The sequence below is a fragment of the Streptomyces sp. NPDC098101 genome (genome assembly GCF_044760185.1).
Lineage (GTDB): Bacteria > Actinomycetota > Actinomycetes > Streptomycetales > Streptomycetaceae > Streptomyces.
This window is the reverse complement of sequence record NZ_JBIWAS010000001.1, coordinates 685,260-706,898: the sequence shown is the minus strand read 5'-3', so window position 1 is coordinate 706,898 and position 21,639 is coordinate 685,260. Positions and strand designations below refer to the sequence as shown.

14 protein-coding genes are annotated in these 21,639 nt (G+C 74.1%); 8 read left to right on the top strand and 6 right to left on the bottom strand.

Annotated features, from left to right (window positions below):
* The first annotated feature begins 186 nt into the window (after window positions 1-186).
* Window positions 187-1,989 (top strand): S8 family peptidase, encoded by a 1,803-nt coding sequence (locus tag ACIQVI_RS02950; RefSeq protein ID WP_403590239.1) that lies wholly within the window; start codon window positions 187-189, stop codon window positions 1,987-1,989.
* Window positions 1,990-2,216: 227 nt separating this feature from the next.
* Window positions 2,217-5,306 (top strand): AAA family ATPase, encoded by a 3,090-nt coding sequence (locus tag ACIQVI_RS02945; RefSeq protein WP_403590236.1) that lies wholly within the window; start codon window positions 2,217-2,219, stop codon window positions 5,304-5,306.
* Here the strand turns inward: ACIQVI_RS02945 and ACIQVI_RS02940 are convergent.
* A complete protein-coding gene (locus ACIQVI_RS02940; protein ID WP_403590233.1) occupies window positions 5,296-5,964 on the bottom strand; it encodes a 1,4-alpha-glucan branching protein in 669 nt (222 codons plus the stop codon). The genes ACIQVI_RS02945 and ACIQVI_RS02940 overlap by 11 nt on opposite strands.
* A 159-nt stretch (window positions 5,965-6,123) precedes the next feature.
* Here ACIQVI_RS02940 and ACIQVI_RS02935 point away from each other — a divergent pair, with 159 nt between their 5' ends.
* A complete protein-coding gene (locus ACIQVI_RS02935) occupies window positions 6,124-6,588 on the top strand; it encodes a GreA/GreB family elongation factor (RefSeq protein WP_351972195.1) in 465 nt (154 codons plus the stop codon).
* Between the two features lie 7 nt (window positions 6,589-6,595).
* A complete protein-coding gene (locus ACIQVI_RS02930; protein ID WP_403590230.1) occupies window positions 6,596-7,411 on the top strand; it encodes a hypothetical protein in 816 nt (271 codons plus the stop codon).
* A gap of 21 nt (window positions 7,412-7,432) precedes the next feature.
* Here ACIQVI_RS02930 and ACIQVI_RS02925 read toward each other — a convergent pair whose 3' ends face one another.
* The 3 genes from ACIQVI_RS02925 to ACIQVI_RS02915 are packed head-to-tail and all read right to left on the bottom strand — an operon-like array spanning window position 7,433 to window position 9,873.
* The gene (locus ACIQVI_RS02925) at window positions 7,433-8,068 is read right to left on the bottom strand and encodes a DUF1345 domain-containing protein (RefSeq protein WP_351972193.1); all 636 of its coding nucleotides are present in this window, start codon (window positions 8,066-8,068) and stop codon (window positions 7,433-7,435) included.
* A 3-nt stretch (window positions 8,069-8,071) separates the two neighbouring features.
* Window positions 8,072-8,887 carry a family 1 encapsulin nanocompartment shell protein gene (locus ACIQVI_RS02920; protein ID WP_403590227.1) on the bottom strand — a complete coding sequence of 272 codons (816 nt, stop codon included), beginning with the start codon at window positions 8,885-8,887 and terminating at the stop codon, window positions 8,072-8,074.
* Window positions 8,888-8,892: 5 nt separating this feature from the next.
* Window positions 8,893-9,873, bottom strand: a complete 981-nt coding sequence (locus tag ACIQVI_RS02915) for a Dyp-type peroxidase (protein WP_403590224.1) — start codon at window positions 9,871-9,873, stop codon at window positions 8,893-8,895.
* A 489-nt stretch (window positions 9,874-10,362) separates the two neighbouring features.
* On the opposite strand from ACIQVI_RS02915, the gene ACIQVI_RS02910 reads away from it, so the two are divergent.
* Window positions 10,363-12,699, top strand: a complete 2,337-nt coding sequence (locus ACIQVI_RS02910) for an FdhF/YdeP family oxidoreductase (protein WP_403590221.1) — start codon at window positions 10,363-10,365, stop codon at window positions 12,697-12,699.
* Between the two features lie 6 nt (window positions 12,700-12,705).
* Here the strand turns inward: ACIQVI_RS02910 and ACIQVI_RS02905 are convergent, their stop codons facing one another.
* Window positions 12,706-14,277, bottom strand: coding sequence for an FUSC family protein (locus ACIQVI_RS02905; RefSeq protein ID WP_403592224.1), 1,572 nt, complete (start codon window positions 14,275-14,277; stop codon window positions 12,706-12,708).
* A 550-nt stretch (window positions 14,278-14,827) separates the two neighbouring features.
* On the opposite strand from ACIQVI_RS02905, the gene ACIQVI_RS02900 reads away from it, so the two are divergent.
* The 3 genes from ACIQVI_RS02900 (at window position 14,828) to ACIQVI_RS02890 (ending at window position 19,032) form a co-directional block, all read left to right on the top strand.
* The gene (locus tag ACIQVI_RS02900; protein WP_403590218.1) at window positions 14,828-17,128 is read left to right on the top strand and encodes an FdhF/YdeP family oxidoreductase; all 2,301 of its coding nucleotides are present in this window, start codon (window positions 14,828-14,830) and stop codon (window positions 17,126-17,128) included.
* Between the two features lie 78 nt (window positions 17,129-17,206).
* Window positions 17,207-18,043 carry a formate dehydrogenase accessory sulfurtransferase FdhD gene (gene fdhD, locus ACIQVI_RS02895; protein WP_403590215.1) on the top strand — a complete coding sequence of 279 codons (837 nt, stop codon included), beginning with the start codon at window positions 17,207-17,209 and terminating at the stop codon, window positions 18,041-18,043.
* Between the two features lie 59 nt (window positions 18,044-18,102).
* On the top strand, window positions 18,103-19,032 hold the full coding sequence (locus ACIQVI_RS02890; protein WP_403590212.1) for a LysR family transcriptional regulator: 930 nt from the start codon (window positions 18,103-18,105) through the stop codon (window positions 19,030-19,032).
* A gap of 13 nt (window positions 19,033-19,045) precedes the next feature.
* Here ACIQVI_RS02890 and ACIQVI_RS02885 read toward each other — a convergent pair whose 3' ends face one another.
* On the bottom strand, window positions 19,046-21,583 hold the full coding sequence (locus tag ACIQVI_RS02885) for an ATP-dependent Clp protease ATP-binding subunit (protein WP_403590209.1): 2,538 nt from the start codon (window positions 21,581-21,583) through the stop codon (window positions 19,046-19,048).
* Window positions 21,584-21,639: the final 56 nt, after the last annotated feature.

Genomic DNA, 21,639 nt, shown 5'->3' with positions numbered 1-21,639 from the left:
TCCGCCGGTGACGGCCTTGACCCGGGCCGTCGCGCCGGTGGCGGCGCACGGGCCCCCCAAGCCCAGGGAACGCCGGATCGCGACCCCACTTCGCCCCGTGTGTCCCGCGCCGCCGCCACTGCTTCGCAGTTACGTCGTCATCGAAAGGGCCACACCTTGAACGGTTCCAGGCGGAGAGTCATATCCGTGGTCGCGGGTGCCGCGATCCTCGGTGCCGCTGCCACCACCTCCGGGGCGTTCGCCGCCGCCCCGGCCGCTCCCACCCCGAAGCCCGCGCCGGTTTCGCAGGCGATCCAGGCGCTGCCCAGCGCCCCGGTCGAGAAGCTCATCGTCACCTACAAGAACCAGGCCGCCGAGGCCGGTTCGAACGCCGCCGCGAAGAGCGACACCGCCGAGAAGGCCGCGAAGACGGGCGAGAAGCTCTCCTTCGAGCGCCGGCTCGCCGCCGGCGGGGCCCTGGTCGACCTGGGCGAGGGCGTCGGCAAGCAGGACGTGGCGAAGGTCATGGACGCGTTCCGCGCCGACCCGGCCGTCGCCTCCGTCGAGCCCGACATCCGCGCCTACGCGATGGCGGTCACGCCGAACGACACCGACTACGCCAAGCAGTGGGACCTCTTCGAGCCCACCGGCGGCATGAACGTCCCGACGGCCTGGGACAAGACGACCGGTTCCGGCGTCACCGTCGCCGTCATCGACACCGGCTACGCCGCCCACTCGGACCTGGCCGCCAACGTCGTCGCCGGTTACGACTTCATCTCGACCTCCGCCGACGCCCGCGACGGCAACGGCCGCGACGCGGACGCCAAGGACGAGGGCGACTGGAACGCCACCGACAACGAGTGCGGCGCCGGCTCCAAGGCCTCCACCTCCTCCTGGCACGGCACCCACGTGGCCGGGACCATCGCCGGCGTCACGAACAACGCCAAGGGCATCGCGGGCATCGCGTACAACGCGAAGATCCAGCCCGTGCGCGTGCTCGGCAAGTGCGGCGGCTCGTCGGCCGACATCGCCGACGCCATCACCTGGGCCTCCGGCGGCACCGTGCCGGGCGTCCCGGCGAACCCGACCCCGGCGAAGGTCGTCAACCTGAGCCTGGGCGGCGCGAGCTCGACCTGCCCGAGCGTCTACCAGACCGCCATCAACGGCGCCGTCTCGCGCGGCACCACCGTCGTCGTGGCCGCGGGCAACAGCAACGCCAACACCTCCGGCTTCACCCCCGCCAACTGCTCGAACGTCATCACCGTGGCGTCGACCAGCCGTGAGGGCAACCGGTCGTTCTACTCCAACTACGGCACCGTCGTGGACGTGGCCGCGCCCGGCGGCGAGACCCGCCGCGCCACCGACACGCCCGGCACCGTCACCACCCCCGAGAACGGCATCCTCTCGACGCTGAACTCGGGCACGACGACCCAGTCGGCCGAGAACTACAAGCCCTACCAGGGCACCTCCATGGCGGCGCCGCACATCGCCGGCCTCGCCGCCCTCCTGAAGTCGGCCAAGAGCACCCTCACCCCGGCCGACATCGAGTCCGCGATCAAGGCCAACGCCCGCCCGCTGCCGGGCACCTGCACCGGCGGCTGCGGCGCGGGCATCGCCGACGCGGCGAAGACGGTCAACGCCGTCACCACCACCACGCCGCCGACCGGCACGGTCTTCAGCAACTCGACGCGCGTCTCGATCCCGGACAACACCACCGTGTCGTCCTCGATCGGCGTCAGCGGTCGCACCGGCAACGCCCCCGCCGCCCTCAAGGTCGGCGTGGACATCAAGCACACCTGGCGCGGGGACCTGGTCATCGACCTGGTCGCCCCCGACGGCACGGTGCGCAACCTGAAGACCTCGTCGTCCTCGGACAGCGCCGACAACGTCGTGACGACCTACACGGTCGACGCGTCGAGCGAGGTCGCCAACGGCACCTGGAAGCTCCAGGTCCGCGATGTGGCCACGGGTGACACCGGCTACATCAACGGCTGGAGCCTCACCTTCTAAAGCACCACCGCACCACCTTCGACCCACCCCCCACATCAGCATCATTGCTGGTCAGCGACGCGCTCGTGGTCTACACCACGGGCGCGTCCTGGCGTTGGGGGAGCGCGCGCGACCGGAGCGCGCTGTCCGTATGCCGGACAAGGGGCCTGGACTCCGCCGGTGGGCTCCGTATTCTCTGCGCACGGGGCTCATGGGCCGGGGGCCCGAGCGGCCGGAGGTGGTGGACAGTGACGACAGCTCCGCACGTCGCCCTGCGCCCCGCGGGCGTGGGGGCGAATCCCGCGCCGGTGGGCCGCGAAGAGCTCCTCGCCCGGCTGGAGCGCGCCCTGCACACGCGGGGCCGCGCCCTGCTCACCGGACCCGCGGGGGTGGGCAAGACCGAGGTCGCGCTGGCGGGGGCGGCCCGCGCCGAGGCGCGCGGCGAGACCGTGCTGTGGCTCGCGTCCCTGCCGTCCGACCGCGAGATACCCGGCGCCTCGGCCGCCGCGCTCGTCGCCTCCGTGGCGGCGACGGTGACCTGGCCCGGATCCGGCGCCGTCCGCCCCGAGCCGTCCGACGCGGCCGGGCCCGGGACGCCCCTGCCGGCCGTCCCCGCCCCCGGCTCCTCCAGGACCTCCGCCGCCGCGCAGACCGCCGGGGCCCATGGCGCCGGCCCGTACGCGAGCGGTCCGTACGCCGCCGACCCGTCCGCCCCGGGGCCGCACGCCACCGGGCCGTACACCACCGGCCCGTACACCACCGGCGTGTTCGCCTCCGGGGTCTTCGACGAGCTGCCCGGTCCCCAGCGCACCGCCGTCGCCATGCTCTGCCGCGAGGCGCCGATCGACGCGGACGGCTGGGACCCGATCGCGCTGCGCCTCGGCATCGCCCAGATCCTGCGCACCCTGACCTGCCGGGGGCCCGTGCTTCTCGTCGTCGACGGGGTGCAGCACGTGGACCCGGACAGCGCGGACCTGCTGCGCTTCGCGCTCCATCTGGCGCCGCCCGCGCTGCGGGTGGTGGCCGTGGAGACCCCCGAGCCGTACGGGGAGGCCCACGACCCGTACGGCGAGGCCCACCGCTCCGAGGACCCGCACGCCAGCCACCTCTGGGTGCCCTCGGAGGCGGACGTGCTGCGCGTCCCGCCACTGCACGCCGACGAGATCGCCGAACTCCTCATCCACCACCGGCTGCCGTCCCGGATGGCCGGCCGCATCCACCGGGCGAGCGGCGGCAATCCGCGGCTCGCGCTCGCGGTGGGCCGCTCGCTGGCCGACGCGCGGACCCCCGTGCACCACGCCGAGGCCCTGACGCTCTCCGGGCGCGCCCGCGACCTCGCCCGCCAGCTCCTGGGCGCCGCGCCGCCCGCCGTACGGGAGACGCTGCTGCTCGCCGCCCTGGCGCTGCGCCCGTCGGCGACGCTGGTGCGCCGGGCCGGGCGGCCCAACGCGGAGGCTGACCTGGCGGCGGCCGAGCGGGCCGACCTGGTGTCGCTCGCCGAGGACGGTTCGGTGACCTTCACCGCCGGGCTGCTGCCGTCCACCCTGGTGCACGACGCCTGTTGGGCCGAGCGGAGCGCCGGGCACGCGGCCCTCGCGGAGGTGGTGGACGACCCCGTGGAGGCCGTACGGCACCGGGCGCTCGCCGCCGAAAGCCCGGACGAGGAGCTGGCCGCCGAGGTCGCGGCCGCCGCCGATCTGGCCCGGCGGCGCGGGAACAGCGCGCTCGCCGCCGAACTGGCGCTGCTCGCCGCCGAGTCGACGCCCGGCCGGCTCGGCACGCGGCGGATCGCGCGGCTCGTGGACGCGGCCGAGGAGGCCGCGCGGGCGGCCCGCGCCGACCTCGCGATGCGGGCCGCGACCGATCTGCTCGCCCGGGACGCCGTGCCCGCCGACCGGGTGCGGGCGCGCCTCGCCGTCCTCGACACGGCGGGCCAGGGCCTGACCGGCCTCGACGAGATGTACGTCCACGCCATGGAGGACTCCGAGGGCGACACCGCCCTGCGGGCCGCCGTGCAGCTCCGGCTCGCCGTCAAGTACGTGCTCGCGGACGGCGATCCGCAGCGGTCGCGGACGGCGGCGGTCGAATCGGCCGCGCTGGCCGCCTCGATGGGCGATCCGCGCACCGCCGCGCAGGCGCTGACCGTGCAGGCGCGGATGGAGCGGGCGCTCGGCTCGCCGGACGCGGATGCCGTGCTCGCCCAGGCGCGGGCCCTGGAGCTGGCCGAGCGGCCCCTCGGCATCCGCAACGCCGCCCAGATCCTGACGATCCGCCACGCCCTCTTCGACGACCGGCTGGTGGAGGCCCGCGACGAACTGGGCGCGCTCCTGCCGCTGGTGCAGCGGCGCGGCTCCGTCGAGGACGCCATCGAGCTCTTCCGCACGCTGGCCGAGATCGAGTCCCGGATCGGCCCGTGCGGGGCGGCCCTCGCCCACGCCGGGCAGTCGCTCGCCCTCACCCTGGAGGCGGGGCTCTCCCCCGGTCCCGCCTGGTACGCGCTGGCGCTCGCGGAGACGGCGGGCGGCAGCTTCGCGCGGGCCGCGAGCTACGCGCGCCGCAGCGTGCAGGCCTCGGAGGAGGAGGGCGACCGGGTCTTCCTCTCCCGCAGCCGGTACGCGCTCGGCCGGGTCCAGCTGATCAACGGGGACGTGGCGGCCGCCCTGGAGACCCTGCGCCGGGTCCAGGCCGACGAGCGCGCCCAGTCGACCGTGGACCCGTCGATGCTGCGCTGGCACGAGGAGCTGGCCGAGGCGCTCCTCGCGCACGACGCGGTCGGCGAGGCCCTGACGCTCCTCGCGGAGGTGCGGCCGGTGGCGGAGCGGCTCGGGCGGTCCACGGTCCTGCTCGGCTGCGACCGGGCGTACGCCCTGTGCCTGGCGGCCGAGGGGCGTACGGACGAGGCGGCGGAGCTGCTGACCCGTACGGCCGGGGACTTCGGGCGGGCCGGGCTGCCCCTCGAACGGGGCCGGGCGCTGATCGCGCTGGCCCGGGTGGAGCGCCGCAGGAGGCGCAGGTCGGCGGCGCAGAGCGCCCTGCACGAGGCGGCGTCGGTGTTCGAACGGGCCGGAGCGGCGCCGTGGCTGGCCCTGGCGGGCGAGACCCCGGCGGGCGAGGGTGCAGCGGGGGGCGCCGGGGGCGAGGAGACGGTGTCCGCGCTCTCCTCCCTCACCGAGGCGGAGCTGCGCCTGGCCCGGCTCGTGGGCCAGGGCGCCAGCAACCAGGAGGCGGCGGCGAAGCTGTACCTGAGCGTGAAGACGGTGGAGGCGCGGCTCACCCGCATCTACCAGAAGCTCGACGTGCGCTCCCGGGCGCAGTTGGCGACGGCGCTCAGGCCTTGAGGGCCGTGAGGGCCGTGAACGCCGTGGCGTAGGTGCCCCGTGCGGTGGTGCCGTCGGGCCGCAGCCACTCCCCGGTCACCCGGGCCGGGGCACCGTCGTCCGGTCCGCCGTCCGGTCCGTCGTCCGTGCGCAGGACGCGCCGCACCCGCAGGACGAGCGGCGCGGGCGCGCCGGGCTCCCGCAGCACCACGTCGGTGTGGTCGGGGCCCTCCTCGACCCGTACGGGCTCCGCGTCCGCCCCGCTGCCGTCCGGGGTGAGTGGCACCACGGCGACGGTGGGGTCGGGCGTGTCGGTCGCGGTCTGCTCCTGCGGCTCGGCGCGGCCGTCGAGCAGGGCGTGCAGGCGCTCGACGAAGACGGGGTCGTGGACGCCGTCGTAGATCCAGCGCTTCCCCAGGACGCCGTGCTCGGCTCCCGCGAGCGGGTCCGCGCGGTAGGTCAGGGGGACCTGGTGGGCGACCGCGTCCGGGCCGGTGCCGTCGGTCACCACCATGAACTCGATGCCCACCTCGCCCCCGGGGTCGTCGAGGCGGAACCCGCCCGCCCTGGCCAGTCGCGGGCCGTCGGCCCCGCCGGCGTACCAGGGGCGGGTGGGGAGCCACGCGGCGAGCAGCTCCAGTTTGGTGGGCCGCATCGTGGTGCGGTGGACGACGGCCATGGTGCGCTTCTCCCTGTCGGCGGGGCTTCTCCGGGTCACCGTACGAGGTCGTGCGGTCGGTCCTCGCGTTCCCCGCGCGCCACGCCTGATAACGTCCTGAATTACTCATTTGGGACCTTTGCGGCACTCGTCCGCGTCCTCGTCTGAACGGGAGCAGGAATGACCGGTGGACCCGAGCCCATCAACGCCGTCGCCCGCGAGGAGCTGGAGAAGGAGCTCGCCGAGCTGCGCGCCGAACGCGATTCGGTGACCGCCACCCTGCGGGACGGCGGCGGCGACCAGACGGGCGACAGGGCCGACGAGGCCGACGAGTTGATGCGCGCCGACGAGGCCGACCGGCTGAACGGGCGCATCAAGGAGATCGAGGGCCGTCTGGAGGAGGCCTCCGCCGCCGCTCCCCCGCCGGCCGGCACGGTCGGCGTCGGCAGCAGCGTGACCGTGCGGTTCGACGACGGCACCGAGAGCACCGTGCGGATCGCCGAGCTGGCCGACGCGCTCGACCCCACCCTGGTGACCGGGGACAGCCCGCTCGGCAAGGCGCTGCTCGGCCACGGCGCCGGGGACACCGTGACGTACGAGACGCCCGGCGGCCGGACGACCGCGACCGTGGTCTCGGTCGGCTGACGGCGCCGTGCGGGAGGCGGACGCCGGGCGGGAGCGGAAGGGGCTCAGGGAGGCCGACCGCAAGGGCGGGCCCGGACACACCGTCCTGGTGGCCCTGCTCTTCGCCGTGCCGGTCACCAAGCTCACCTACACGGTCGGCGGCGGGGACGCGGTCCGGGACGTGCTCGTGGGCATGGAGCCGGCGAACTGGCCGGACATCCTGCTCGGCATGGTGATCACCGATCCGCTGCTCGGGTCGGTGCTCGCCGTCGTCGTCTCCCGCGTGGTCTTCGCCCTCTTCGCCGCGCGCGGCGCGGTGCCGGCGGGCGGCGGGCGGACCCGGTCCCTCCAGCGGCTGGGGCTCACGGCCGTCACCCCGATCGCCGTGGGCGTCGTCGACGCCTGCTTCTTCGGGCCGTGGTGGGGACTGGGCACCGGGCTCGCCTCCTTCGCGCTGCGGCAGGGCGTGATCGAGGAGTACCGGACGGGCCGGCGCCGGGTGCACCGGTCGCGGGACCGGGAGGAGCACCACGACACCGGGTACCGGCCGCCGGGCTGGCTGCGCCGGGCCGCCGGGGCGGAGCAGTGGGTGGCGCTGGTCCTGACCGTGGTCGTGCTGCCGGTCCTGTTCTTCGTCTCGGCGCTCGACGGGCAGGCGTGGACGTCGATCGTGACGTGCCGGGTGACGAGCGGCGCCGGGACGTCGGACGAGCGGCTGATCGAGCTGAGCCGCAAGGGCAACGGCGTCGTGGGCTGGAACCTGGACGCCGGGGAGATCTCCAACGGCCTCGACTGCGTGAGCGAGGAGAGCCGGTACGTACGCGAACCGTGGTGGCGCGACTGAGCCCCCGGGGCGCCGGGGGCGTCAGCCCGTGACGATGCCGGTGACCAGGTTGATGGTGGTGGCCAGGATGCTGGCCCCGAAGACGTACGACAGCAGGCAGTGGCGCAGGACGATGGCGCGGAGCCCGGCGGTGGAGACGTTGGTGTCCGAGACCTGGTAGGTCATGCCGAGGTTGAAGCTGAAGTAGAGGAAGTCGCTGTAGCGGGGCGGCTCCTCGGTGTTGAAGTCGATCCCGCCGCCCGGCTCCGGGACGTAGTAGTGGTACGCGTAGCGGGCGGCGTACATCAGGTGGAGCGCCGCCCAGGCCATGAAGACGCCGCAGAGGGCCGTCGCGGCCGCCGCGTGGCTCAGGTCGGTGCGGCCGACCAGGAGCAGCACGATGATGCCGACCAGACCGGCCAGGGAGGTCGAGACGACGGCGAGTTCCTCGACGACGGGCCGGAACTCCTCGCGGCGGACGTTGCGATGGGTGGTGGCCGCGTCCATGGGCCACAGGACGGCCCAGCCCGTGACGACGAAGGCGGTCTCCGCGGCGGCGATGCCGGCGAGGACGCCGAGCGGGGCGTGGGTCGGGACGGCGACGAGGGCGCCGACCGCCGCGCCGACGAGCGCCGACCCGACGAGCCGGGGCACGGCGCCGCGCAACCGGGCGCGCACGGCTCAGGCCTCCAGGACGACGACGGCCTCGTCCGTGTACGTCAGGAAGGTCAGCGTCTCGTGGAAGTACAGCTCGACCGTGTCCGCGTCGTGGGAGGCGTAGCCGATGGCCACGTCCTCGCCGAGGCGCAGCTCGAAGTCGCCGCCCCGGGTGGAGAGGACGAAGCCGCCGTCGAGGGCGGGCGCCCAGATCGGGGGCCCGTCCAGCATCCGGGCGAGGTGCGCGGCGACGGGGTAGCCGTGGTCGGAGGTCTCGCTGACGGCCCGGTACTGGTCGGCGCCGAGGAGCAGCGCGTAGGGGCCGTCGACGCCGGCGAGCCGCAGCGCGGTCAGGGCGCGGCTGACCGCGTCGGGGTAGTCGCGGGGCTCGGCGGGCAGCCGTACGACCGGGTTCGAGCTGCGGGCGCGCAGCCCCTCGACGCCGGCCGCCGCGTACCCCTCGAAGACCGTACGGTCCTCGGCGAACGCCAGGGCGCGGGCGGCGTCCTTGACGGGCTGCCAGTCGGAGTCCTGGGCGCCGCGCTCGACGTCGTCGACGGCGGCCCGGGTGACGGTGAACGGCACCCTGAGCTCGACGAGGGGCCGCGCCTCGCGGAGCCGGGCCGTGACGCCGGGGGCGGGCGGGTCCACGGCGGAGAGGTGTCCGGTGCCGACGGCGGCGAGTTCCGGACCCGCCGGGTCAGGGACGTCCACGACGCGGCGGCCCGCGACGTGGCGCCGGAAGGTGCGGCGGGCCTCCTCCTCGATCCCGGCCCAGGCGGCCGGGGTGATCGGGGCGAGTTCGCGGTGCAGGTTGGTGGTGCCCTCGGGGGTCGTCATGGGGCTCAGGCTCCTTTCAGGCCGCCGATGCCCAGGGACTCCCCGGGGGCGGCGGTGTCCGGCGCGCCGGGGAGCTCGTCGAGGAGGTCGGCGCTCGGCACGAAGAAGAGGCCGCCGGTCACGGCCCGGGAGAAGTCGAGGATGCGGTCGGTGTTGCCGGGCGGGTCGCCGAGGAACATGTTGCGCAACATGCGCTCGGTGACGGCGGGCGTCCGCGCGTAGCCGATGAAGTACGTGCCGAACTCGCCGCTGCCGACCCGGCCGAACGGCATGTTGTCGCGCATGATCTTCTGCTCGTCGCCGTTCTCGTCGGTGACGGTGTTGAGCGCGATGTGCGAGTTCGCGGGTTTGACGTCGTCGGGCATCTCGACGTTGGCCGCCTTGCTGCGCCCGATGACCCGCTCCTGCTCCTCGACGGCGAGCGCGTCCCAGGCCGCCATGTCGTGCACGTACTTCTGGACGACGACGTAGCTGCCGCCCTCGAAGCCGGGGTCCTCGTCGCCGATGTGGACGGACTCGGCGGCCAGGGTCCCGGAGGGGTTCTCGCTGCCGTCGACGAAGCCGAGCAGGTCGCGCTCGTCGAAGTAGCCGAAGCCGTGCACCTCGTCGACGACGGCGACCGAGAGGCCGAGCCGGTCCAGGAGGAGGCGGGCCAGTTCGAAGCAGAGGTCCGCGCGCCGGGCCCGCAGGTGGAGGAGCAGGTCACCGGGGGTGGCGGGCGCGCGGTGGCGGGGGCCCCGGAGGGCGGGGAAGGGGTGCAGGTCGCGCGGGCGCGGGTCGCCGACGAGCCGGTCCCACGCCTCGGAGCCGATGCCGACGACGCAGGTGAGGCCGTCGGCGGGGGCCCGGAAGGCGACCGAGCGGGTCAGCCCGGTCACGTCCTGGAGCGCGTCCCGCACGGCGGCCTCGGCGCCGGGGTGCACGGTCACCACCAGGAAGAGGGCCGCCCGGGAGGGCGGCATGAGGACGGGCTGGGGTACGGCCATGGCGCTCCCGCCGGAGAGGGCCCCGCAGAACGGAACGAGAACGATGAGTCGGGCAAAAGGTACTCAAGGGACAGCGTCAGCGTAGGCGGGCGTGATCCTTCGCGCAGCCCGGCGGGGCCCCGCCGGGGGCGAGCGGCGTGCGGTCCGTACGGCGGTCGCTTCCGGACCGGGTGGCCGCCGCCGGGGGGCGAGCGGCGCGCGCCCCGTACGACGGTCACCGCCGGGGCGGGCGGCGCACGACCCGTACGACGGCCGCCACCGGGGCGGGCGGCGCACGACCCGTACGACGGCCGCCACCGGGGCGGGCGGCGCACGACCCGTACGACGGCCGCTTCCGGACCGGGCGGCCGGCGGTCACCGCCGGGGCGGGCGGTGTGCGGCCGGCCCCTCCGGGTCGAGTGGCATGGGTACGGGGGCGGACATAGCCTGCCCGAAGGGGCTGTTTCGCCCTGTACCGCCCAGGCCCCGGGGGGCGAGAGGGTGAGATCCTTGAGCACCGACCAGGAAAAGCCGGAGACCCTCCAGGACACCCCGGAGACCCTGGAGCCCCGCGTGGGCCCGGCTCCCGAGGGCGATCCGGAGTTCCACCCGTACCACCACCCCGCCGCCGGCTGGGGCGCCGCCAAGAGCGTGACCGGCTTCATGGCGCGCGAGGGAGCCCTCCCGCTCGACGGGCCCCGGGCGATCATGAAGATGAACCACGAGAACGGCGGGTTCGACTGTCCCGGCTGCGCCTGGCCCGACGACACCAAGGGCCTGCACCTGGACATCTGCGAGAACGGGATCAAGCACGTCACCTGGGAGATGACCCGCAAGCGGGTCGGGCGCGAGTTCTTCGCCGCCCACTCGGTGACCGAGCTCGACGGGTGGAGCGACTACGACCTGGAGAACGAGGGCCGGCTCACCGAGCCGATGGTCTACGACCCGGAGACCGACCACTACGTGCCGATCACCTGGAAGGACGCCTTCGCCCTCGTCGGAGAGACGCTGCGCGGCCTCGGCCACCCGGACGAGGCGACCTTCTACACCTCCGGCCGGCTCGGCAACGAGGCCACCTTCCTCTACCAGCTGATGGCCCGCGAGCTGGGGACCAACAACCTGCCCGACTGCTCCAACATGTGCCACGAGGCCAGCGGCCGGGCCATGCAGGCCGCGCTGGGCACCGGCAAGGGCACCGTCGACCTGGAGGACTGGCAGACCGCCGACGCCCTCTTCATCCTCGGCGTCAACGCCGCCTCCAACGCGCCCCGGATGCTGACCGCCCTCGCGGAGGCGTACCACCGGGGCGCGCAGATCGTGCACGTCAACCCGCTCGTCGAGGCGGCGGCCACCCGCACGATCATCCCGCACGACTTCAAGGACATGGCCACCTTCCACTCCACCCGCACCGGCACGCTCAACCTCCAGGTGCGCGTCGGCGGCGACATGGCGCTGTTGCGGGGCATGGCCAAGGCGGTCCTGGAGCAGGCCGAGACCGACCCCAAGGCCCTGGACCGGGAGTTCGTCGAGCGGCACACCACCGGTTTCGAGGAGTACCGGGCGCTGTGCGGGGCGACCCCGTGGGAGGAGCTGGAGACCCAGTCGGGGCTGAGCCGGGACGACATCCTGGAGGCGGCCCGGGTCTACCGCGAGGCCGACCGCTCCATCGTCAGCTGGTGCCTGGGTGTCACCCAGCACGAGCACGGCGTGGACACCGTCCGCGAGATCGTCAACCTGCTGCTGCTCCGCGGCAACCTGGGCCGCGAGGGCGCCGGCCCCTCCCCCGTGCGCGGACACAGCAACGTCCAGGGCAACCGGACCTGCGGCATCGACCACCGCCCGACCCCGGAGTTCCTCGACCGGCTCGCCGAGGTCTGCGGGATCGACCCGCCCCGCGAGCACGGCAAGGACACCGTCACCAGCATCGGGGCGATGCGCGACGGGAAGATCAAGGTCTTCGTCGGCATGGGCGGCAACTTCGCGCTCGCGGCCCCCGACACCCCGGCCACCTACGAGGCGCTGCGCACCTGCGAGCTGACCGTCCAGGTGAGCACCAAGCTGAACCGCAGCCACGTCGTGCACGGGCGGCGGGCACTGATCCTGCCCTGCCTCGGCCGGACCGAGAAGGACCACCAGCGCAAGGGGATCCAGAGCACCTCGGTCGAGGACTCGATGAGCATGGTGCACATGTCGGTCGGCATGAAGCGCCCCGCCTCGCCGCACCTGCTCTCCGAGCCGGCGATCATCGCGGGCATGGCCCGGGCCGCGCTGCCGGACAGCGCCACCCCGTGGGAGTGGTACGTCGAGGACTACGACCGCATCCGGGACACCATGGCCAGGGCGCTCGACGGCTTCGAGGACTTCAACCGGCGGGTGCGCCTGCCGCTGGGCTTCCGCATCAAGCAGCCCGCCCGCGAGCTGGTCTTCCTCACCCCGTCAGGCCGGGCCGAGTTCTCCGCCGCCGCGCTGCCCGACGTGGTGCCCGCCCCCGGCGAACTGGCCCTGGGCACCATGCGCTCCCACGACCAGTGGAACACCACGATCTACTCCGACAACGACCGCTACCGGGGCGTCAAGAACCTGCGCACGCTCGTCTTCATGAACCGGGCCGACATGCGCGAGCGCGGCATCGCCGACATGGGCCCGGTCGACATCACGAGCACCGCGCGGGACGGCAGCCACCGGCACCTCAACGGCTACCTCGCCGTCCCGTACGACATCCCCCGGGGGTGCGCGGCCGGCTACATGCCCGAGATGAACGTGCTGTGCGCGCTGGGCGACTACAGCACCCAGAGCGACCAGCCGATCATGAAGCACGTCAGGGTCACGATCGTCCCGGCGGCCTGAGGGCCGCTAGGCCGGGGGGCGGCGCGGGTCGACGAGCCGCTCCAGGAGGAGGTGGGCGCGCCGCTCCGTCGCGGCGAGCTCGACCGGGTCGATCTCGGCCGGCCAGAGCTCGCCCGCCGCCGCGTCGTCCGCCTCGCGCAGCTCCACCACGGCCGCCGCGAGGCGCGTCTGGACGACCGGGTACGCCTCGACCGCGCCCCCGTCCAGCGCCCGCTCGGCCCGCTCCGCCGCCTCCTCGCAGGCGGCGAGGGCGCGCGCCGCCCGTACGGCGGCCCGGTCGTGGACCACGAGGAGCGCGCAGCCGAGGGCGACGGCGATCCCGAGGAGGCTGCCCAGGGCCCGGTCCTGGACCAGGGCCCCGGCGGGCCCGGGGTCGGCCAGGTCGCTGAGCAGCAGCGCCAGCGGGGTGAGGAAGACGACGCCGAGGCCGTAGTTCCGGGCGACGACGTACTCCAGGAGGAACTCGAAGAGCACGATCACCAGGACGAGCGCCACCGGGTCCGGGCGCAGGGCGAGGACGCCGAGCGCGAGCAGCAGCCCGGCGACCGTGCCCAGGGTGCGCTGCACGGCCCGCTGGGCCGCCGTGCGCACGTTGACCGAGTGCAGGACGGCGGCGGCGGAGACCGCCGCCCAGTAGCCGTGGCCGAGGCCGAGGAGGAGGGCCGCGCCGCCCGCGAGGCCGGTGCCGAGGACCATCCGCAGGGCGGGGACGAGCAGGACGGCGGTACGGGCGCGGGGCGGGCCCGCCACCAGCTCCGCCGCGCGCAGCTCGGCCGGGACCGGTCCGGGGCGGACGGGGTCCGGGGACGACCGCGCGAGCTCGGGCAGTACGGGCGGGGTGCGCCGGCCCCGGCCGGCCAGCAGCCCGGCCTGGCGGCGCAGGGCCCGGGCCGGGCCGGGGGGACCGGCGGGCGGGCGGCGGGCGGAGCCGACCAGGAGCGACCAGGAGAGGTCGGCGAGGCGTACGCAGGTGTCGTTCCGGCCGCGCCGGTCGGCACCCGGCGGGGGCAGGACGCCGAGGGTCCGGTACGCCTGGAGCACGGCGGCCGTCGCCCGGTGCCGTGCGGTCCGGCCGCCCCGCTCGTACAGGTCGGCGAGCTCGCGCAGGGCGGCGGCCACGGCGAGCCGCCCCGGCCGGTCCGGGTGCGTGAGCCGTCCCGCGACGGCGAGGGCCCAGGCGACGGCCGCGCCGGTCGCGGCCAGGGCCGCGTGCGGCAGGACGTCGGAGGGGACCGAGGCGCTGTTGGCCGCCACGGCGAAGGAGAACAGCAGCAGCACCGCGCCGAGACCGCGCAGCCCGGCCGCGTCGCAGGCGAGCTTGGCGAGCCCCGCCACCAGGGCCGTCGCCGCGACCGTCACGGCGGCGCCCGCTCCCCCGTCCGGCGGGCGCGCCCACGCGGCGAGCGCCGTCCCGCAGCCCACACAGGCGGTCATGGCCACGGCGACGAGGGCGAGCACCCGGGCCCGGCGCGCGTACGGCAGATCGCGGCCGAAGGTGGTCGTGAAGGAGCCCAGCATCGCGTAGACGGCCAAGTCGGCCCGCCCGGCGAGCACCAACGGCAGGGCGGGCACCGCCATCGCGAGCGCGGCGCGCAGGGCGAAGGCCGGGGCCCCGTCCACCCCTTGCAGCGCGAGCGCTCCCCGGGGCGAGAGCACCCGCCCGACTTGAACGACGACGTGCCGGGGGATGCGCGGCGCGTCGCGGTTGCGGTTGCGGGGCGCCGCCCGGTCGTCCGGTGTCTGTCCGTCGTTCAGCACGCTCCGACCCCTTCCTCGGCTCCGTCCGCGATCACAGCGCGAGGAGCGGCGGGGAGCACGGTCGCGCCTCCTTCCTCGAACTTTCTCGAAACGCGTTTCATCGAAGGAACGCGACGACACCGAATTCATGACTCGATCACCTTCGGAGGATTTCCCCGACAAGTCAAAGAGGACTTCCCGATGACACGATCGGAGCCGCTTATAAGGCCCCATGAAAACCCCCCTGAACAGCAGGAACACCGACCGATAGGCGGCACCTATACGGACATCGAAAACATCTCTTTGACTTTTCTCCGGAGACGTCCGAGCCTGCTCTGCGGCACGCGTCGAAGCACATCGAATACGGCGAGGAAACGAGGCGGATCAGAACATGAGCGGCATCGAGGACCCAGACGACGACCTCAGGGTCACCCCGCCGAAGACGTGGGCGACGGGCCTGCCCGCCGTGACGCACGCGCTGGAGTACTCGCTGGGCCAGACGTCCCCGCGCCGCACCGCGCTGACGCTGCTCACCATCAACCAGGCGAAGGGCATCGACTGCCCGGGCTGCGCCTGGCCGGAGCCCGCGCCGGGGCGGCGGCACCGGAACGAGTACTGCGAGAACGGCGCCAAGCACATCAACGACGAGGCCACCTCGCGGCGCGTCACCCGGGAGTTCTTCCGGGAGCACTCGATCGCCGAGCTCGACGGCATGTCCGACTACTGGCTCAACCAGCAGGGGCGGCTCACCGAGCCGATGGTGAAGCGGCCCGGCGCGACCCACTACGAGCCGATCGGCTGGGACGAGGCGCTCGGTCTGCTCGCCGGGGAGCTGAAGGCGCTCGACTCCCCCGACGAGGCGCTGTTCTACGTCTCGGGCCGGCTGAACAACGAGGCCGCCTTCCTGCTCCAGCTCTTCGCCCGCGCGTACGGCACCAACAACCTGCCGGACTGCTCCAACATGTGCCACGAGTCCAGCGGGGCCGCGATGTCGGAGACCCTGGGCATCGGCAAGGGCAGCGTCTCCCTGGACGACATCCACCACTCGGACCTGGTCTTCGTCGTGGGGCAGAACCCGGGCACCAACCACCCCCGGATGCTGTCGGCCCTGGAGGAGACCAAGCGCAACGGCGGGCAGGTGGTGGCGGTCAACACGCTGCCCGAGGCCGGTCTGCTGCGCTTCAAGCACCCGCAGAAGGCGCGCGGCGTCCTCGGCCGGGGCACGCGGATCGCCGACCAGTTCCTGCACATCCGGGCGGGCGGCGACCTGGCGCTCTTCCAGGCCCTGAACCTGCTGCTCCTGGAGGCCGAGGACGCCGCCCCGGGAACCGTCCTGGACCACGCCTTCGTCCGGGACAGCACCACGGGCTTCGCCGAGTTCGCCGAGCACGCGCGGAAGACCTCCTGGGACGACGTCCTGACGGCGACGGGCCTGTCCCGCGAGGAGATCCAGGAGCTCTTCGAACGGGTCCTGGCCAGTGAGCGGATCATCGTCTGCTGGGCGATGGGCCTCACCCAGCACAAGCACGGCGTCCCCACCATCCGCGAGGTGGTCAACTTCCTCCTGGCGCGCGGCAACATCGGGCGGCCCGGCGCGGGCGTGTGCCCGGTGCGCGGCCACAGCAACGTCCAGGGCGACCGCACGATGGGCGTGTGGGAACGGATGCCGCGGGAGTTCCTGGACGCGCTGGGGCGCGAGTTCGGCTTCACGCCGCCCGCGCACCACGGCCTGGACGCGGTGGACGGCATCCGGGCCATGCGCGAGGGGCGCGCGAAGGTCTTCCTCGGGGTCGCGGGCAACTTCGTCCGGGCCACCCCGGACAGCGCGGTCACGGAGGAGGCGATGCGCGGCTGCCGCCTGACCGCGCACGTCTCCACCAAGCTGAACCGCTCCCACACCGTGTGCGGCCAGACCGCCCTGATCCTGCCCACGCTCGGCCGCAGCGACCGGGACGTGCAGGGGGGCGTCGAGCAGTTCGTGACCGTCGAGGACTCGATGAGCGACGTCCACGCCTCCCGGGGCAAGCTGCCGCCCGCCTCCCCGCACCTGCTGAGCGAGGTCGCGATCGTCGCCCGGCTGGCGCGCGCGACCCTGGGCGACGAGCCGGCCGTCCCGTGGGAGCTGTTCGAGCGCGACTACGGCGCCGTCCGCGACCGGATCGCGCGGGTCGTGCCGGGCTTCGAGGACTTCAACGCCCGGGTGGCCGTGCCCGGCGGCTTCCACCTGCCGAACCCGGTGAACGAGGGAGTCTTCCCCACCCCGAGCGGCAAGGCCGTCTTCACGTGCAACGCGTTCACGATGCCGCACGTCCCCGAGGGGCACCTGCTGCTCCAGACCCTGCGCTCGCACGACCAGTGGAACACCGTCTGGTACGCGCCGAACGACCGCTACCGGGGCATCCACGACGCCCGCCGGGTGGTCATGGTCAACCCCGACGACCTGGCGGAGCTGGGCATCGAGGACCGGGCCCGGGTGGACCTGGTGGGCGTCTGGCACGACGGCCGGGAGCGGCGCGCGGAGGGCTTCCGGGTGGTGGCGTACCCGACGAGCCGCGGTTCCGCCGCGGCCTACTATCCGGAGACCAACGTCCTGGTGCCGCTGGACAGCGTCGCCGACGTCAGCAACTGCCCGACCTCCAAGGGCGTCGTGATCAGGCTGGAACCCGCGGATGCCCCCGTACGACCGGCGTGACACCGTGGACCCGGGGGTCCGGCGTACGGATCCCCGGGCCTGAGCACCGAGAAGGCCGAGCCGGAGGAAGGAAGAACCATGGGACGAGTGACCGCGCGGCGGCGCGTCCTGCGCGTGCGGGAGGGAGGGGCCTCCTACCGCCCGGACACGCTGGCCGCCGAGGAGCCGATGGAGATCCGGGTCGGCGGGCGTCCGCTGACCGTGACCATGCGGACCCCGGGCGACGACTTCGACTTGGCGGCCGGGTTCCTGGTCAGCGAGGGCGTGGTGCACTCCGCCGGGGACGTGGCGGGGATCCGGTACTGCGCGGGCGCCACCTCCGACGGCGGCAACACGTACAACGTGGTCGACGTCGTCCTGGCCCCCGGCGTGGCCGCCCCCGACGCCTCCCTGGAGCGGAACTTCTACACGACGTCCTCGTGCGGCCTGTGCGGCAAGGCCAGTCTGGACGCGGTGCGCACCACGGCCGCCTGGTCCGTCGCGGAGGATCCGCTGCGGATCGGCGCGGAGGTGCTCACGGCCCTTCCGGACCGGCTGCGGGCGGCCCAGCGGGTCTTCGACAGCACGGGCGGGCTGCACGCGGCCGGGCTCTTCTCGGCCGAGGGCGAGCTGCTCTGCCTGCGGGAGGACGTCGGCCGGCACAACGCCGTGGACAAGGTCGTCGGCCACGCCCTGCGGTCGGGGCTGCTGCCGCTGCGCGGGACGGTCCTGATGGTGAGCGGCCGGGCCTCCTTCGAGCTGGTGCAGAAGGCGGTGATGGCGGGGATCCCGATGCTCGCGGCCGTCTCCGCGCCGTCCTCCCTCGCCGTGGACCTGGCGGCGGAGAGCGGCCTGACCCTGGTCGGGTTCCTGCGGGGCACGTCGATGAACGTGTACTGCGGGGACGAGCGCCTGGAGACCGTGCCGGTGGCCTGACCGCCCTCCGGCCGGGCCGCCGACTGGCGTTCCCGGGGGCGGTCGGGTAGACCCGGGGGGTGCTGTTCCGTCAACTCGAATACCTGGTGGCCCTCTCGCGGGAGCGCCACTTCGCCCGCGCCGCCCGGGCGTGCCACGTCTCCCAGCCCGCGCTGTCGGAGGCGATCCGGAAACTGGAGGACGAGCTCGACGTCCCGCTGGTGCTGCGCGGCCGGACGTACGAGGGACTCACCCCCGAGGGCGAGCGGATCGTGGTGTGGGCGCGGCGGATCCTGGCCGACCGCGACGCCCTCACCAGCGAGGTCGGCGCCCTGCGCACCGGGCTCGGCGGGCGGATGCGGATCGGCGCGGTGCCGACCGCGTCGGGGGCCGTCGCCCTGCTCACGGCCCCGTTCTGCCGGGCGCACCCGCTGGTGACCGTGGAGGTGACGACAGACCTCCAGTCGGAGGACGTCCTGCGCCGGCTGCGGAGCTTCGAGCTCGACGCCGGGATCACGTACCTGCACGAGGGGCTCGCGGAGGGCTTCGAGACGGTCCCGCTGTACGAGGAGCGGTACGTGCTCCTCACCGGCGCCGCCGACGCCCCCGCCGACCGTCCGACGGCGACCTGGGCGGAGGCCGCGCGCCTTCCGCTCTGCCTGCTGACGGGGGCCATGCAGGGGCGCCGGGTCCTCGACGGGCTGTTCGCGGAGGCAGGGGTGCGGCCGGTGCCCCGGGTCGAGACGGACTCCGTGGCGACGCTCTTCGCGCACGTCAGGACAGGCCGGTGGGCCAGCGTCGTGCCGCACGCCTGGCTGCACGTCTTCGGCGTGCCGCACGGGATGCGGGCGGTGCCGATGGACGGGCCCGCGCGGGCGGTGCCGGTCGGTCTGGTGACCGTGGCCCGGGACCCGGAGACGGCGACGGCCCGCGCCCTCAGGGAGGTCGCGGGCCGCGCCGGCGTGGCCGCCGCTCTGGACCGCCTTCCGGGAGACCCCGTACAGCCGTGAGCGGCAGGGGGCCTTACGCCGCCTCGGCGGGGCTCTCCGCGTCCTCGCGGTGCGCGCCGCCCCCGGTGTCGCCCTTGCGGACCGTGCAGTGGATCGAGTCGTCCACGACGTCGGCGACGATCGTGTCGCCGGGCTCGGCGTCGCCGCCGAGCAGCAGGGAGGCGACCCGGTTGTCGAGCTCCGTCTGGATGGTGCGGCGCAGCGGCCGGGCGCCGAACGCCGGCTGGTAGCCGTGGGCGACGAGGAGCTTCTTCGCGGCCTCGGTGACCTCCAGGGTCATGCCCTGCGCGTGGACGCGGTGCTTGCTGCGGTCCAGGAGGTGGTCGACGATCGTCGACAGGTCCTCCTCGGTGAGGCTGTGGAAGACGATGATGTCGTCGATGCGGTTGAGGAACTCGGGCAGGAAGCGTCCCCGCAGGTCCTCCATCAGCTGGTCCTTCAGCTCGGCCGCGTCGCCCTGGTGGTCGAGGATGCGGTGGGCGCCGATGTTGGACGTCATGATGACGACGCAGTGGCGGAAGTCGACCGTGCGGCCCTGCCCGTCGGTGAGGCGCCCGTCGTCGAGGATCTGGAGCAGGGTGTTGAAGACGTCCGGGTGCCCCTTCTCGATCTCGTCGAACAGGACCACGCTGTAGGGCTGGCGGCGGACCTTCTCGGTGAGCTGCCCGGCCTCCTCGTAGCCGACGTACCCGGGAGGCGCCCCGACGAGCCGGGCGACCGTGTGCTTCTCCTGGAACTCGCTCATGTCGAACCGGATCATCCGGTCCTCGTCGCCGAACAGCAGGTCGGCGAGGGTCTTGGCGAGCTCGGTCTTGCCGACCCCGGTGGGGCCGAGGAAGAGGAAGGAGCCCACCGGGCGGTTGGGGTCGCCCATGCCGGCCCGGTTGCGGCGCACGGCCTCGGAGACCGCCGTGACCGCCTCGTCCTGGCCGACGATCCTGGCGTGCATCTCCTCCTCCAGCTTGAGGAGCTTCTCCTTCTCGCTGGCGGTGAGCTGGGAGACCGGGATGCCAGTACGGCGGGACACGATGTCCGCGATGTCGCCGGCCGTGACGGAGACGACGCCCTCGCGGCGCTCCTCGATGCCCGCGAGCTCGCCCTCGACCTCGGCGATCCGCCGCTTGAGGTCGGAGGCCTTCTCGAACTCCTCGCCCGCGACGGCCTGGTCCTTCTCGCGGCGCAGCTTGGCGAGTTCGTCCTGGCGGCTGATCACCTCGGTGGAGCGGCCGCCGCTGCGCAGCCGCACCCGGGCCCCGGCCTGGTCCATCAGGTCGATGGCCTTGTCGGGCAGGAAGCGGTCGCTGATGTAGCGGTCGGAGAGCTCCGCCGCCGCCGCGAGGGCGCCGTCGGCGAAACGGACCCGGTGGTGGGCCTCGTAGGCGTCCCGCAGCCCTTCGAGGATCTGCACGGTCTCCTCGACGGTCGGCTCGGGGATCAGGACGGGCTGGAAGCGGCGTTCGAGGGCGGCGTCCTTCTCGATGTGCTTGCGGTACTCGTCGATGGTGGTCGCGCCGACCACGTGCAGCTCGCCCCGGGCGAGGGCCGGCTTGAGCATGTTCCCGGCGTCCATCGAGCCCTCGCCGGTGGCACCGGCCCCGACGACCGTGTGCAGCTCGTCGATGAAGAGGACGATGTCGCCCCGGGCCTCCTGGACGTCCTCGATGACCTTCTTCAGGCGCTCCTCGAACTGCCCCCGGTACTGGGCGCCGGCCACCATCCCGGAGAGGTCGAGGGAGACGACCCGCTTGTCCTTGAGGGTGTCGGGCACCTCGCCCGCCACGATGCGCTGGGCGAGGCCCTCGACGATGGCGGTCTTGCCGACGCCGGGCTCGCCGATCAGGACGGGGTTGTTCTTGGAGCGCCGGGAGAGGATCTCGATGGTCTGCTCGATCTCCTCGGCCCGTCCGACCACGGGGTCGAGCTTCCCGGCCTTCGCCTCCTCGGTGAGGTCCCGGCCGAACTCGTCGAGGGTGGTGGCCGGCTGCTTCGGGGCGGCGGGGGCGGCCTCGCCGCCGAAGGCCGCCTGGTCGGCGGCGCCGCGCAGCTTCGAGACGTCCAGGTCCTCCGCGCGCAGGAAGCGGGAGGCGCCGGAGTCGGGGTCGCCGAGGAGGGCGCCGAGGATGTGCTCGGGGCCGATGTACGAGACGCCGGCGGCCTGCGAGCGGGCGTGGGCGAGCGCGAGGGTCCGCTTGGCGGCCGGGGTGAGGCCGGGCTCCGAGGAGGGCTCGGCGGACTCCCGGGGCAGCACCTCGGCGATCCGGGCCGCGAGGGCGTCGGGGTCCACCCCGCCCTGGGCGAGCAGCCTGCGGGAGGGGTCGACCTGGGTGGCGGCCCACAGCAGGTGCTCCGTGTCGAGGTCGGACGTGCCGTCCTCGGCCGCCTTGCGGGTGGCCAGGTTGAGCAGTTCGTACGAGGACTCCGTGAGCAGCCTTCCGATGGGCACGCGCTGCACGGCCGGGGGCGAGGAGGCCGGCGACATGCCGAAGAACCGGTTCAGCATCTCGCTGAACGGATCGGAGGAACCGAAAGGGGAACCGAACGCCATCGACATGTCTGCTCCAGAGAAGCGTGGGGGGGAATCCCTCTCACTGAAACGCCATGTCCACC